This window comes from Amphritea sp. GJ51-11, assembly GCF_055808735.1.
This window is the reverse complement of sequence record NZ_CM147881.1, coordinates 349,336-363,630: the sequence shown is the minus strand read 5'-3', so window position 1 is coordinate 363,630 and position 14,295 is coordinate 349,336. Positions and strand designations below refer to the sequence as shown.

The window sequence follows — 14,295 nt, the reverse complement described above, 5'->3', positions numbered from 1 at the left end:
GTTTTAGGCTGCACTACTACCGGGGCTATCTTTACGCAGACAACGTCGCAGTATTTTACCCACATTGGACTTGGGCAGGTCATCGGTAAATTCAATGATTTTCGGAACTTTATAAGGTGTCAGTCGCTCTTTACACCAGTCACGGATATCCTCACTACTGAGTTCATCCTTTGCCACCACAAACAGCTTAACGATTTCGCCACTATGCTCATCGGGCATACCGATCGCAGCACACTCAATCACACCCGGATGCAGGGTAACAATATCTTCAATCTCATTGGGATAGACGTTAAAACCAGAGACATTGATCATATCTTTAGCCCGATCAACAATCCGCAAATAACCATCGCTATCCATAACGGCCACATCTCCGGTGATAAAATAGCCATCATCGGTAAAGCAACTACGGGTCGCCTGCTCTTTCTGCCAGTAACCCAGCATCACCTGAGGCCCCTTCACGCAGAGTTCACCCACTTCACCGACCGCCATCGATTGACCATCAACCCCAACGATTTTCACATCGGTCTCAGCCACCGGAGGCCCTATCGTACCGACCCGGATATTAGCCGGTGGGTTCATCGCTACCGCAGGTGAAGTTTCCGTCAGACCATAGGCTTCTAATACCTCACAACCGGTCATTTTTTGCCACGCTGTGGCGGCTGACAACGTCAGCGCCATGCCGCCGGACAGAGTCACCTTCAAGCGACTAAAATCAATTTTATCGCTGTCTTGGTGATTACAAATCGCCACAAACAGGGTATTCAGGCCAATAAAGGCAGAAAATGTATTCTTTTGCAGCTCTTTGACAAACCCGTTGATATCCCGGGGGTTGGCAATCAGTAGATTATTCCCCCCAGTTCCAACACGGCCATCGATAGAGTAAAGGCATAGATATGATACAGCGGTAATGGTGAAACCACCGTTTCGGCCCAATGTTTATCCGCATCAGAGATCAACTTGACCCCCTGCAAGAAATTCGAGATCAGATTGGCATGAGTCAGCATCGCGCCTTTCGAGATACCTGTGGTGCCACCGGTATATTGTAGAACAGCAATATCACTGCACTGCTTAGCCACGGTCTGTGGTTTCTGGCCCGCCTTTTTCGCTAACGCTTGACGCAATTCAATCGCCTGGGGCAAATGATACGCAGGCTCCATTTTTTTGACGTATTTCGCCACCGAATTAATCAACAGCCGCTTTAGCGGAGGATGCAGATCGGCAATTTGGGTAGTGAATACATATTTGAGGTTGGTATTGGCAATAATTTTATCGACGTTATGTGCCACCCCCTTAAAGACCACCAGCGCTCGCGCACCGGAATCCTTAAACTGATTTTCCAGTTCACGGGGAGTGTACAGCGGATTAGTATTCACAATCACCAACCCTGCCTTCAACGCACCAAACATAATCACGGGATATTGATTAAGGTTCGGTAACTGGATAGCAATCCGGTCTCCCGGCTGTAGATCGGTTTCCTGCTGCAGATATACCGCAAACGCATCCGATAGCCGTCCCAGCTCGGCATAGCTCATCGCATAACCAAAACTGGTAAATGCGGTTTTATCGGCATAATCGCCCACCATCCGCGCAATAACGTCGGTCAGTGTTTGATAGCCCCGTGGATTCAGACTGTCAGGAATCCAATCGCCACGTGTTTTATGATCCATGTTCAGATCCTGTCTGTTGTTATTTTTTTATCTTGTTTATGCAGGATTCAATGTCCAACCCGTTTACTGCAGCATAAATGCTCAGATAAAAAAGTCGAATAGAATCAGCAGCAACTATGATCTGATGCTGCTGATAATGCCATTAGCTAACGGGAAATAACGATTCCAGTCGAGTTGCCAGCATAATGTCGCCTTCGGCACGGATACGACCGGCCATAAAGGCCTGCATGCCGTTCGTCTCGCCATTCAGAACCTCTTTAAAGGTTTCTGTATCCATCAATAAAATCACGCTCGGCTCATCATGTTCACCTTCGCCAAGTGTGCATTCACCGTTAGAGATCGCGGCATAATGTGCATCGCCCTCATCTAGGCGGTACTGAAAGACAGCTTCTAGGCCGGCCGCAGCGGCACTATCAAAACGTCCCACCATCTGCTCGAACAATCCTTGAATATCACTCATATTTGCACTCTCCTGACTTTCGTTCGTTTGCGCGGAACCCTTGGTCAACCGTCGCAAACGATAATTTAATGTTAGCAGGCCAGAGATGACTGCTCGGCCTGCTTTACTTTTTATGGCTTTAGATTGAAGTCGCTGCATCAGATTCGACTCAACGGGATCAATTAGAGAATTCAGCGATATCCATCGCCAACAGATTGTCCGCGCCGGAATCGATGGTCGCTTCTAAGGTTTTGGTTCGCGGCAAGATACGTTCAAAATAGAAACGTGCTGTTTTCAGCTTGGCCTGATAAAAACGCTGATCACCTACGCCGGCATCCAGTTTTTCCTGCGCTACAACGGCCATTCGAGCCCATAGGTATGCCATGGTGACATAGCCGGAATACATCAGGTAATCGACCGATGCAGCACCTACTTCTTCGCGGTTTTGCATCGCTTTCATACCAATACGCATGGTTAGATCACCCCATTCACGATTCAAGCGCGCCAGCGGGCTGATAAACTCGGTAACGGCGCTGTTGCCAGCCTGCGCTTCGCAGAAACGATGCACCACTTTCGTGAAAGATCGCAGCGATTCCCCCTGAGTCATCAACACTTTACGACCCAATAGGTCGAGTGCCTGGATGCCGGTGGTACCTTCATACAGCATCGAAATACGGCTATCACGAACGTTCTGTTCCATTCCCCACTCACTGATATAGCCATGACCACCAAAGATCTGCATACCGAGGTTAGCGGATTCAAAACCGGTTTCAGTTAAAAATGCTTTCGCGATGGGAGTCAAGAATGCCAACTGGGTTTCTGCTTCCTGTCGAGCATCATTATCCGCCGTAAGATGCGCTTTATCGACCAACTGAGCACAGTAGTAAATCAGCGCCCGACCACCTTCAGCAAAGGCTTTTTGGGTTAGCAGCATACGCCGCACATCAGGGTGTACGATAATAGGGTCGGCGGCTTTGTCCGGGTACGCAGGGCCATTGAGTGCTCGCATCTGTAACCGATCACGCGCATACGCTAGTGAATTCTGATAACCCCACTCTGTGTGCGCCAAGCCCTGCAGCGCCGTACCGATACGGGCGGTGTTCATAAAGGTGAACATGCAGTTCAGGCCTTTATTTTCGGGTCCAATCAGATAACCGGTCGCACCATCGAAATTCATCACGCACGTGGCGTTACCGTGGATACCCATTTTATGTTCCAACGCACCACAACTGAGGCTGTTACGTTCACCCACCGCACCGGCGGTATCAGGCACGAACTTAGGCACGATAAACAGCGAGATACCTTTAGTGCCTTGTGGCGCATCCGGTAGCCGCGCCAGTACGATATGGACAATGTTATCAGCCATGTCGTGCTCACCAGCGGAGATAAAGATTTTAGTGCCGCTAATTTTATAGCTGCCATCGGCCTGAGGTTCCGCTTTGGTGCGCAACATGCCCAGATCGGTGCCACAATGGGATTCGGTCAAGCACATGGTGCCGGTCCATTCGCCACTGATCAGCTTGGTCAGATAGGTTTGTTTCTGCGTTTCAGTACCATGGGCTTCAATCGTATTCATTGCTCCGTGACTTAGGCCGGGATACATACTCCATGACCAGTTAGCCGAGCCAACCAACTCATTTAAGATAATACCAATCGATTCAGGCAACCCTTGTCCACCCCATTGAGGGTCATGGGGCAGTGACGGCCAGCCGCCCTCAACAAACTGCTGATAAGCTTCTTTAAAGCCGGTTGGCGTGGTCACAACGCCATCATTCAACTGACAACCTTCTTGATCACCCACCTGATTCAATGGAGCTAAGACACGCTCTGCAAATTTAGCACCCTCATCTAGAATAGCAGCCACCATATCGGGGGTTGCTTCTTCACAGCCAGGCAGGCTCTGATAATGTTGTTCGCTTTGCAGCATTTCATCCAGTACGAACTGAATATCTCTTAAGGGCGCTTTGTATTCCGGCATGATGACACCTCGATAGATCCTGTAACGCTACCTGTAGCTTAGATACAGATGTATCGTTGATACAGGTAAGTTTGGTTATTTATTGTATGCACCAAGGATCTATTAACCGTCCGCCTTTACCAATAACAAAACCTTCCATTATCACTAACACAAAAAATCACGACCTTGATAGCGGAAAATTAATCTTTAAAAATCAAGATATTAAAAAACAATCAACCGTTAAATTTTATTAACAAAAAAGCCCGGAAAACCGGGCTTTTAAGAAAACATTAACATCATTGTTTTAATACGGGCACCACCTCATCCGCGAGCCCAATCCTCAAGACTAAGATATCGCAATCGAGCCGCGATAATATCCGTTCCGCCGTGTTACCAATCAACGCCCCTTTCAAGCCGCCACGGGCTCGCGTGCCAATAACGATCAACCGAGCCGTGAGCTGCGCGGCGGCTTCCGGAAGCCAATACTCCGCTGGACCTTCCCCCACCGCCACCGCTTTAGCCGTCAAAGACAACCGACTTAACTGCGCCTCGAGAGCTTGCCGAGCCTTCTTTTGAATTAGATTTTCAGACTGCAATACCGGATCGGCTCCCATCATCGCCGAAGGGCATGCCACCGCTGCCGTCAACGCCGATTCAGTGGCCTCGGCAATCTGCGCCGCGATAGTTAACACATCATCATTAAGCTGCCGTTGATGCGCATCTTCGGTCAAAGCATCAACCGCCGCCATCACTACACCCGCCTGCCATAGCTGGTCTCCTTTAACCAACAACACCGGACAGGGAAGATCACGCAAGATATGCCCATCCAGCGACGTCATAAAGCCCGATTGACGCGGATCACAACTTTTAATTAATAGACCAAACGGCTGCTGTGACAACAACTTAGCGAGCAGCTTTAACAGTTTATTACGTGGGCACTGATGCAGTGTGACGTCGATGCCATCCGCTTCAAGCTGTGCTACCGCCTGTTGCGCCTTAGCCGGATCATCGCCTAACCAGACCATCGTCACTGGACTATGAAGACGACTGGCGATGAGATGACAACGCTGTAGCGCCAGACAGGCTTGATTTTGTTGATCAAGCACCAGTAATAATCGCTTATTTAACAGCATCTTTTACCTCCCGTTGAGTCGCGCCTGCGGCCCCGACACCGGTGGCACCACAGTTAAGCAAACAAGCCAGCGCTGGAATCAATACCAGTGCGCCGAGCATATTCCAAAGGAACATAAAGGTTAGCAAAATGCCCATATCCGCCTGAAACTTAATCGGCGAAAAGACCCAAAGCACCACGCCAATACCCAATGTTAAGCCCGTAAAGGCAACCGACTTACCGGTGGTTTTAAGGGTATTGAGATACGCTTCTGGCAGTGCCATGCCCTGCACCAGGTAGGTGTTCAGTTTAGAATAGATATAGATACCATAGTCCACTCCGATACCCACCCCCAAGGCAATCACCGGCAGTGTTGCCACCTTCACGCCAATACCGAGACTGGCCATCAGCGCCTGACACAACAAGGAAGTCAGCGCTAAGGGAGCAATAATACACACCAATGTTTTAAATGAACGGAAGGTCAGCAAGCAGAGTAAACCCACTACGCCATAGACCCAAGCCAGCATTTGATACTGGGCGGTGCCGATCACCTCATTGGTGGCCGCTTCAAAGCCGGAGTTGCCTGCCGCCATTTCAAAACGTATCTGATCAGAATCATAGCGGGCAGCAAACTGCTCAATCTGCGCGGTTAGGCCTTGTAAGGTTTCGGCCTTGTGATCATCGAGAAAGATAATAACCGGCAGCAGCGAGCAGGAAGGATTCATCAGACCTGCAGGCACATAAGACAGCGAGGCATTGATCACCAACTGGTTACGGCTGATGGTCCGCCATTTAAGATTGCCTTCGTTAAGACCCGACGTTACCCGTTTGGATACATCCACCAATGAAACACTCGACTGCACCCCGTCTATATTGGTCAGGTAGTACTGAAAGCGATCCACCAGCGCCAGCGTATTAAAGCTCGAACAGTGATCTTTTTCTGTCCCCACCATCACCACGAAAATATCGCTGGAGGTTGAATAATGTTGGGTAATAAAGCGGTTATCGACGTTATAACGGGAATCGGCTCGCAACTCCGGCGCACCACTATCCAAGTCGCCAATTTGCAATTTTTGCCCCTGATATAGACCGCCGACCAGCAACACGGCCGCCACAATGACGGCAGTCCAAGCACCTACCGGAGTCGCAAACCATGTAAGACGATCCCAGACGCTATTCTGTTTCTGTTCGGCACTCAAGGCACGTTGCGTTGCCCGCTCCCCAATCCCGAGCAATGACATGATTACCGGCAGCAAGAACAGGTTCGTCAGAATAATGACCGCTATACCCAGTGAAGCGGCGATGGCTAAATCCTGAATCACGCGGATATCGATTACCATCAGCGTTACAAAACCGATGCCATCAGACAGCAACGCCGTTAATCCAGGAATATACAGTGCCCGAAACGCTCGACGGGCGGCCAGCCAACTGTCGGCCCCGCGGGCGCTTTCCAAAGCGATCGTATTGACGATTTGCACCCCGTGACTGACGGCGATGGCAAACACCAAAAACGGCACCAGCATGGAATAGGGATCTAGGCCAAAACCCAATAGTTTCAGCAACCCTAGCTGCCAGATTACCGCAATCACCGAGCAAGCTAACGGCACCAAGGTGCCAGTAATACTGCGGGAATAGAGATACAGCAGCACGAGAGTAATCAGCAACGCGATACCAAAGAATACCGCCACCTGCGCGGCACCATCGATCAGATCGCCAACAATTTTGGCAAAACCAGTAATATGAACGGTGATTTTATCAGACTGATATTTATCCCGAATAAGAGTCTCTAACTGTTGTGATAACGCCTGATAGTCGAGTTTTTCGCCGGTATCCGGGTGTTTATCAAACAGGGGGACCTGCACAATCGCCGAACGAAAATCGTTCGCTACCAGTCGGCCAACCTGTCCAGAACGCAAAATATTCAATTTCACCTGTTCAAGGCTGGCTGCAGAACCATCATAATCCGGTGGAATCACAGGTCCGCCGACAAAGCCCTCTTCGGTGACTTCAGTCCAACGGACGTTCGGCGTCCAGATGGATGTCAGTGCCGAGCGATCAACGCCCGGAATAAAAAACAGTTCGTCAGTGATTTTTTGCAGCGTCTGTTGATACTCGGCGGTAAAGATATCCCCCTCATTAACCGCCACCGCAACCCGGACACTATTGCCCAGTCCAGCTAAATCATCACGGTTTTTAAGATAGTTCTCCACATAGGGGTGAGAGGTAGGGATCATTTTTACAAAACTGGCATCGGGACGAATCTGCACCGCCTGCCAAGCGAGAAATAGCGTCAGCGCTGCAAACACCAATAACACCGGCAAACGCCGATGAAACAGAAACCGTTCGGCAAACTCTTCAGAACTTTTAATCGGCGCCAGCAATAACTTGGATAACTTATTCATCTGCGGCCTCCAGGCTCAGCAATCCACCTTCACCCACGAGAATATAGGCGCCATCAACCGCAACACCGGCACTGAGGGAGCGCCGCCCACCACTGTCTATGGGTGTGAAGTGCTGACCATCCGAACTTTCTAGAATCAAGCCACCCTGTCCTAATAACACCAGTTTTTGCGTATCCGCAACGGCGCTCAGCAGGGTCGCGTTATAGCCGGTATCAACCGTCTGCCAATCCAGACCATCGACAGAACGATACAGATGTCCCCGTAACCCCATCAAAAACAGCTGCTGTTTAAATTCAGTGATACTAAAAAATGAACCATCATAAGGGGTTTCAATACGGCTCCAACTATCGCCACCGTCCTGTGAGCGAAACAGTAGTCCCGCTTCTCCGGCGATATACAGATCACCTCGGTGATCCGCCATCATCGCATTGAGGTGGAAATTATCGGGATTATCGAGACGATCTCCCCAATACGCCCAGTGTTGACCGCCATCCTCGGTTTTTAACAATAAACCATAGCCACCCAGCGCAAAGCCTCGACGCTCATTGGCAAACCAAACATCCAACAAGGGCACGCTAGGCCCCTCTTCCACCGCCACCGCAGCATCATCGGCATACCATAAAGCATTATCCAATTGCTCCGCTAACAAGGCATTATCCGGCTCGGCATCCGCCAAGCTTTGCAACTCGGCGACCCGTTCTTGCAAGCGCTGCAGGCGTAGTTGGTTAACTTGATTGCCATCTAATAACGGTGTCCAGCTAATACCACCGTCGCGACTCGCAGCCAGCAGCCCATCATGTCCGGTTAACCAGGCATGTTGTGCATCTGAGAAAAAATCGAGGTAAGCATGACGCTGAACGGTGTTGGCTGCTGCTGCCAATGCTGCCCCTGATCGGTGGAGCGCATCACCACCCCCTGATCGCCTACTGCGACCAACGCCTGATCGGCGGCGATATCGAGCATCAATGCCTGCCCCGCGCGATAGGAGATCAACGCCGGGGTTTTAAGGCGGTCAGCGGCCTGCTCAGCGGAGGCGCTCGCGGCAAAAACAAACGTCGCTAGCACCACACTGTGAATTAGTGATCTGATCGGATCCATACTCTTCCCAATTCTTATCATTATATAGGAACCTGCTTTTTCTCTGTCGTTAGCATGATCTAACGCCGGGGAAATATTCTGCTTAGCGTAGGAATCATTAACAAAAACGGTCAGATGCTCAATAACAAATACTGGCAATATTATTAACACTTTTTGCCAACCGCTCTAAAAACGACTTCAACAGTAACAAAATCTTGATAAAACCTCGTTACTTAGATTGCATTTACCAGATCGGCAGAGGTAGAGTTAGAGACTGCGACAGAGGACGATATGTCTGGTATAAAAACGGCTAGGTTGCTCAACCCATTTATGGGCCGATTAGCTAGCCACAGACGATTACATTGCCCATAAGGGGTCCTCTGCAAGAACAATAAATGGAGATAAGCTGGATGAATCAATTTCGCAAAACATTACTGGGCCTGAGTACCGCTGTTTGTATCATGGGCTTAACTGCCGCAGCACAAGCTGAAACGCTTAAAATTGGTCTTGCAGGCCCGGCTACAGGCCCTGTTGCACAGTATGGCGATATGCAAAAAATCGGTGTAATGGCCGCGATTGACGATATCAACAAAGCGGGCGGCATCAACGGTATGATGCTTGAAGGCGTTATCTATGATGATGCATGTGATCCTAAACAAGCAGTCGCTGTTGCCAACAAGATCGTTAATGATGGTATCACTCAAGTTGTTGGTCACCTGTGCTCTTCATCAACTGAACCCGCTACCGACATCTATGATGAAGAAGGTATCCTGATGATCACTGCGGCGTCTACCTCGCCATCGATCACTGAGAAAGGCTACAAAACAATCTTCCGTACTATCGGTCTAGACAGCCTGCAAGGCTCTATGGCTGCTGAGTACATCCTCAACAATGCCAAGCCTAAGCGTATCGCCGTTATCCATGATAAGCAGCAATACGGTGAAGGCCTTGCCACTTCTGTACGTGACCTGCTCGCCGAGAAAGGCGTTAAAGCAGCGATGTTTGAAGGTGTTACACCTGGCGATAAAGACTTCTCAGCACTGATTGCCAAGCTGAAAAAAGAGAACGTTGACTTCGTTTATTACGGTGGTTATCACCCAGAACTGGGGCTGATCCTGCGTCAATCTGCTGAAAAAGGCTTTAATGCTCAGTTTATGGGACCTGAAGGTGTCGTAAACTCTGATCTCGCCAAAATTGCGGGTAAAGCGTCTGAAGGTGTTCTGGCTACAGCGCCAAAAAGCTTCGATCAAAACCCAATCAACGAAACCCGCGTAGCGGCGATCAAAGCGAAGGGTGAAGACCCAACAGGCCCGTTCGTATTCACTGCCTACGCTGCCGTTGAAGTAATGACCGATGCGATGACCGCGACTAAATCAACCGATGCTGAAGTACTGTCTGACTACATCCGTGGACACGACTTCGATACCGCTATTGGTAAAGTCAAATACGACGAGAAAGGCGACCTGACTGAATCTACCTTCTTAGTCTACCGTCTGCATCAGGATGGCTCTAAGACGCCAGCTGAGTAATCTGTCTTAATAACAATGGTTTAACGAGCCTCGGCATGATCCGTTGAGGTTCGTCAATCCCGACTCCCTGGTGCCGTGATCCGGCACCGGGGATTCGTTTTATTGGGTCCCTGCAAATGTCAGAATTTTCGCTTTATCTGTTGCAACAGCTCATTAACGGGCTAACCATCGGTTCCACCTATGCTCTGATAGCCATCGGCTACACGATGGTTTACGGCATCATAGGTATGATTAACTTTGCCCACGGCGAGATCTATATGATCGGCTCCTACGTGACATTTATTGTTATCGCAGGTTTGATGGGTATGGGAATAGCAAGTCTCCCTATCCTCCTTGTCATTGCCTTGGTCGTTGCCATTTTCATCTCGAGCACTTATGGCTGGACGGTGGAACGTGTGGCTTACCGCCCCTTACGAGGCACGAACCGACTTATTCCGCTGATCTCCGCGATCGGTATGTCTATTTTCCTGCAGAACTTTGTGGTTCTGTCTCAGGGTTCACGTGATGTCGCTTTACCACCGCAAATTACCGGCGGTTGGAACTTTGGCGACCCGAGTCTATTTGAAGTGTCTCTCTCCTATATGCAGGTGCTGATCTTTGCTATCACCTTCATCAGTATGACGCTCTTAACCCTGTTTATCTCCCGTTCACGCATGGGACGCGCCTGTCGCGCTTGTTCGGAAGATTTGGGCATGACGAACCTGCTGGGAATTGATACCAATAAGATTATCGCTCTAACCTTTATTGTTGGTGCAGCACTGGCCGCTATTGCCGGTTTATTGCTCGGCTTGTATTACGGTGTGGTGAACCCCTTTGTCGGCTTTATCGCTGGCTTGAAGGCCTTTACCGCTGCAGTATTAGGCGGCATTGGTTCGATTCCAGGCGCGATGCTCGGTGGTTTGATTCTCGGTGTTACCGAGGCAATGACCTCGGCGTTCTTCCCATCAGAATACAAAGATGTTGTCTCATTCGGGTTATTGGTCACCATCCTCCTGTTCCGTCCAAGTGGACTTCTAGGTAAACCAGAGGTAGAAAAAGTATGACCTCTAGTAAACTTTATAATGCGATATTTGCCGCAGGTATCTCACTGATACTGGCGTGCCTGATGATCGGCGTAAAACTGGATACCGAAGGCTCTACACTGGCGGTTAAAGGTGCTACCACCGAGCAGTGGATGTGGATTTTCGGCGGTATCAGTGTGGTATTCCTATCACAGCTATTCAGCGCTCAGGTCGACGCTCTGTTTGGCGTGATACCTAAACCTAACTTCAAGGCCATTCTTCCCCAGGGCGAAAAAATGGCCGCGCTGAAACCTTGGCTGATCGCCGCCATTATTGTGGTGATGCTGGTCTGGCCATTTATGGTATCTCGGGGTTCGGTTGATTTAGCCACACTGACGCTGATCTACATCATGTTGGGGCTAGGCCTCAATATCGTGGTTGGCCTCGCGGGCTTGCTCGATCTCGGCTTTGTTGCCTTCTATGCCGTAGGCGCTTACACCTATGCCTTGCTGTCACAGTATTTTGGCATGTCCTTCTGGGCCTGCTTGCCAATTTCTGCGGCCATGGCGGCGGCTTTCGGCTTTGTGCTCGGCTTCCCGGTACTGCGGTTGCGCGGTGATTATCTTGCCATCGTGACCCTAGGCTTCGGGGAAATTATCCGGATATTACTGAATAACTGGACCTCCCTCACCGGCGGTCCGAATGGTATTTCAGGCATCGCCAAACCAGGCCTATTTGGCTTAGAGTTTAACCGTCGGGCGAAAGAAGAAGGCGCGGTCACCTTCCATGAATACTTTGATATGGATTATTCCAGCTCATACAAAGTAATCTTTCTTTACCTGATCGCGGTATTGCTGGTGATTGGTGTAATCTACCTGATCAACCGGCTGATGCGGATGCCCATCGGACGCGCATGGGAAGCTCTGCGTGAAGATGAGATCGCCTGTCGCTCGCTAGGTTTAAACCGTACCGCGATAAAACTATCCGCGTTTACCTTAGGTGCATCGACCGCAGGCTTTGCCGGCTGCTTCTTTGCCGCTCGACAGGGCTTTATCAGCCCAGAATCCTTCGTCTTTATTGAATCAGCCATTATTTTGGCGATTGTGGTACTCGGCGGGATGGGATCGCAGATGGGGATTATCTTTGCCGCCATCATCATGACCATTCTGCCGGAGCTAGCGCGGGAATTCTCCGAATACCGCATGCTACTTTTCGGCCTATTGATGGTCGTGATGATGCGCTGGCGTCCTGAAGGACTGGTCCCCATGAAACGTCCACATCTGGAGTTGAAACAACAATGAGTCAGTTACTGCTAGATGTAAACGGCCTGACTATGCGCTTCGGCGGTCTGGTAGCGGTAAACGGCGTAAACCTGAAGGTTAAAAATCGCCAGATTGTTTCTGTTATCGGCCCTAATGGTGCGGGTAAAACCACGGTATTTAACTGTTTATCCGGTTTTTATATCCCCACCGAAGGCAGCGTCATGCTGAAAGACAAGCAGATTGCCGGCTTGAAGGACTATCAAATCTCCCGCAAGGGGCTGGTACGTACCTTTCAGCATGTCCGCTTGTTTCAGAAAATGACCGTAATTGAGAATATGTTGGTCGCTCAGCACCGTCATATGAATACCAATCTTCTGTCTGGTCTATTAAAAACGCCTAACTATCGTCGTTTAGAAAAAGACGCGATGAACCATGCTGCCCACTGGCTAGAAGAGGTCGGTCTGCAGGAGTTTGCCAACCGGGAGGCCGGCAACCTGTCTTACGGCCAGCAACGTCGTCTTGAAATTGCGCGCTGCATGGTCACCCAGCCGGAACTGCTTATGCTGGATGAACCGGCCGCGGGTCTAAACCCGAATGAGACCAAAGAGCTGGATGAACTGATCATCAAGCTACGTGACGAGCATGAAATTTCCATTCTGCTGATTGAGCATGATATGAGTCTGGTGATGGGTATCTCCGATCATATCTATGTGATTGCACAGGGCACCCCCTTGGCTAACGGCACGGCCGAACAGATCAAAGGGAACCCCGACGTTATCAAAGCCTATCTCGGAGAGGAATAAGATGCTGCTGATCGAAAATGTAAACACTCATTACGGGCAGATTCAGGCGCTCCACGATGTTAGCGTCCAGATTAATCAGGGTGAGATCATCACCCTGATTGGCGCCAACGGTGCGGGTAAAACAACCCTGATGATGACCATCTGTGGCGACCCTAAAGCATCCTCCGGCAAGATCACCTTTGAAGGTGAAGAGCTCAGTGGGTTCAATACTCCGGATATCATGCGCAAAGGCCTCGCCATTGTGCCTGAAGGACGGCGGGTTTTCAGTGCCATGACAGTTGAAGAAAACCTCTTTATGGGATCTTACTTCCGCACCAACGAGCAGGCGGCAGAAACAGCCAAATATGTGCTCGACCTGTTTCCTCGTTTAGAAGAGCGCTATAAGCAGCGGGCCGGCACTATGTCTGGCGGTGAACAACAGATGTTGGCGATTGGCCGAGCGCTCATGAGTAAACCGCGCTTGTTGCTCTTAGATGAGCCCTCCCTCGGACTAGCACCGATTATCATCCAGCAGATTTTTGATATTATCGAACGTCTGCGGGATGAGGGCGTCACCATCTTCCTCGTTGAGCAAAATGCCAACCAAGCGTTACGTATCGCCGACCGGGGTTATGTGCTTGAAAACGGGCGAATTGTTAAAACCGATACCGGCACCAATCTGTTAACGGATGAGTCCGTTCGCCAGGCTTATTTAGGGGGATAACCCCAACTAAACACAACGCTCATGTCACTGAACAGCGACAACAAAACCAGCCAGTCGGCTGGTTTTTCTATTTATAGTCTATAATTTAACCAATGTGATTAAAAAAGCCATCGGTAAATATTACCTAGTAATATTTATTCATTTATAAACAGACACTTAAGCAAATTTTCTTAAACTGTCCTTTTATGCTAAAATTAGTCGCATAAATACGACACAAAAAGATCACCTAGTGACGCTTTTTTATTACAAACACAAAAATAATGAGCCCTTCACCATCGCTATTTGAATGTCTGCGAGTACGAGGACTCCTCCCTATCCAATATCAGTTTTGAGGTCACACAAAT

11 protein-coding genes and 1 pseudogene are annotated in these 14,295 nt (G+C 49.6%); 5 read left to right on the top strand and 7 right to left on the bottom strand.

The annotated features are described in order from the left end of the window. Positions 1-3 precede the first annotated feature (3 nt). The 7 genes and pseudogenes from AC0L4K_RS01410 to AC0L4K_RS01380 form a co-directional block, all read right to left on the bottom strand. Positions 4-1,667 (bottom strand): annotated as a pseudogene (locus AC0L4K_RS01410) (AMP-binding protein). Between the two features lie 142 nt (positions 1,668-1,809). Beyond that, a complete protein-coding gene (locus tag AC0L4K_RS01405; protein ID WP_473267978.1) occupies positions 1,810-2,127 on the bottom strand; it encodes an SCP2 sterol-binding domain-containing protein in 318 nt (105 codons plus the stop codon). 157 nt (positions 2,128-2,284) lie between these two features. Then, complete coding sequence (locus tag AC0L4K_RS01400; protein ID WP_417225215.1) at positions 2,285-4,084, bottom strand: acyl-CoA dehydrogenase C-terminal domain-containing protein; 1,800 nt, start codon at positions 4,082-4,084, stop codon at positions 2,285-2,287. A gap of 275 nt (positions 4,085-4,359) precedes the next feature. After that, entirely contained in the window at positions 4,360-5,196 is an 837-nt protein-coding gene (locus AC0L4K_RS01395; RefSeq protein ID WP_473267977.1) for a universal stress protein, read from the bottom strand. Next, positions 5,183-7,576 carry an efflux RND transporter permease subunit gene (locus tag AC0L4K_RS01390; protein WP_417225218.1) on the bottom strand — a complete coding sequence of 798 codons (2,394 nt, stop codon included), beginning with the start codon at positions 7,574-7,576 and terminating at the stop codon, positions 5,183-5,185. The genes AC0L4K_RS01395 and AC0L4K_RS01390 overlap by 14 nt, the downstream gene beginning before the upstream one ends. Continuing rightward, entirely contained in the window at positions 7,569-8,456 is an 888-nt protein-coding gene (locus AC0L4K_RS01385) for a WD40/YVTN/BNR-like repeat-containing protein (protein ID WP_473267976.1), read from the bottom strand. Before AC0L4K_RS01385 ends, AC0L4K_RS01390 begins: the two co-directional genes overlap by 8 nt. Further along, on the bottom strand, positions 8,381-8,674 hold the full coding sequence (locus tag AC0L4K_RS01380; protein ID WP_473267975.1) for a WD40/YVTN/BNR-like repeat-containing protein: 294 nt from the start codon (positions 8,672-8,674) through the stop codon (positions 8,381-8,383). Before AC0L4K_RS01380 ends, AC0L4K_RS01385 begins: the two co-directional genes overlap by 76 nt. Before the next feature lie 389 nt (positions 8,675-9,063). Between AC0L4K_RS01380 and AC0L4K_RS01375 the strand changes: the two genes are divergently transcribed. The 5 genes from AC0L4K_RS01375 (at position 9,064) to AC0L4K_RS01355 (ending at position 13,951) form a co-directional block, all read left to right on the top strand. Beyond that, positions 9,064-10,182 (top strand): high-affinity branched-chain amino acid ABC transporter substrate-binding protein, encoded by a 1,119-nt coding sequence (locus tag AC0L4K_RS01375; RefSeq protein ID WP_417225222.1) that lies wholly within the window; start codon positions 9,064-9,066, stop codon positions 10,180-10,182. A 116-nt stretch (positions 10,183-10,298) separates the two neighbouring features. Beyond that, positions 10,299-11,225 carry a high-affinity branched-chain amino acid ABC transporter permease LivH gene (livH, locus tag AC0L4K_RS01370; protein WP_417225224.1) on the top strand — a complete coding sequence of 309 codons (927 nt, stop codon included), beginning with the start codon at positions 10,299-10,301 and terminating at the stop codon, positions 11,223-11,225. Then, the gene (locus AC0L4K_RS01365; protein ID WP_473267974.1) at positions 11,222-12,484 is read left to right on the top strand and encodes a high-affinity branched-chain amino acid ABC transporter permease LivM; all 1,263 of its coding nucleotides are present in this window, start codon (positions 11,222-11,224) and stop codon (positions 12,482-12,484) included. The genes livH and AC0L4K_RS01365 overlap by 4 nt, the downstream gene beginning before the upstream one ends. Then, positions 12,481-13,248: a high-affinity branched-chain amino acid ABC transporter ATP-binding protein LivG gene (gene livG / locus AC0L4K_RS01360; protein ID WP_417225228.1), complete on the top strand. Its 768-nt coding sequence runs from the start codon at positions 12,481-12,483 to the stop codon at positions 13,246-13,248. The genes AC0L4K_RS01365 and livG overlap by 4 nt, the downstream gene beginning before the upstream one ends. A 1-nt stretch (position 13,249) precedes the next feature. Continuing rightward, a complete protein-coding gene (locus AC0L4K_RS01355; protein WP_417225230.1) occupies positions 13,250-13,951 on the top strand; it encodes an ABC transporter ATP-binding protein in 702 nt (233 codons plus the stop codon). The last annotated feature ends 344 nt before the right edge of the window (positions 13,952-14,295 follow it).

Bases quoted from the DNA above. Each gene is read 5' to 3' on its own strand.
- AC0L4K_RS01405 (WP_473267978.1), bottom strand. From the start codon at position 2,127: ATGAGTGATATTCAAGGATTGTTCGAGCAGATGGTGGGACGTTTTGAT.
- AC0L4K_RS01400 (WP_417225215.1), bottom strand. From the start codon at position 4,084: ATGCCGGAATACAAAGCGCCCTTAAGAGATATTCAGTTCGTACTGGAT.
- AC0L4K_RS01395 (WP_473267977.1), bottom strand. From the start codon at position 5,196: ATGCTGTTAAATAAGCGATTATTACTGGTGCTTGATCAACAAAATCAA.
- AC0L4K_RS01390 (WP_417225218.1), bottom strand. From the start codon at position 7,576: ATGAATAAGTTATCCAAGTTATTGCTGGCGCCGATTAAAAGTTCTGAA.
- AC0L4K_RS01380 (WP_473267975.1), bottom strand. From the start codon at position 8,674: ATGGATCCGATCAGATCACTAATTCACAGTGTGGTGCTAGCGACGTTT.
- AC0L4K_RS01375 (WP_417225222.1), top strand. From the start codon at position 9,064: ATGAATCAATTTCGCAAAACATTACTGGGCCTGAGTACCGCTGTTTGT.
- livH (WP_417225224.1), top strand. From the start codon at position 10,299: ATGTCAGAATTTTCGCTTTATCTGTTGCAACAGCTCATTAACGGGCTA.
- AC0L4K_RS01365 (WP_473267974.1), top strand. From the start codon at position 11,222: ATGACCTCTAGTAAACTTTATAATGCGATATTTGCCGCAGGTATCTCA.
- livG (WP_417225228.1), top strand. From the start codon at position 12,481: ATGAGTCAGTTACTGCTAGATGTAAACGGCCTGACTATGCGCTTCGGC.
- AC0L4K_RS01355 (WP_417225230.1), top strand. From the start codon at position 13,250: ATGCTGCTGATCGAAAATGTAAACACTCATTACGGGCAGATTCAGGCG.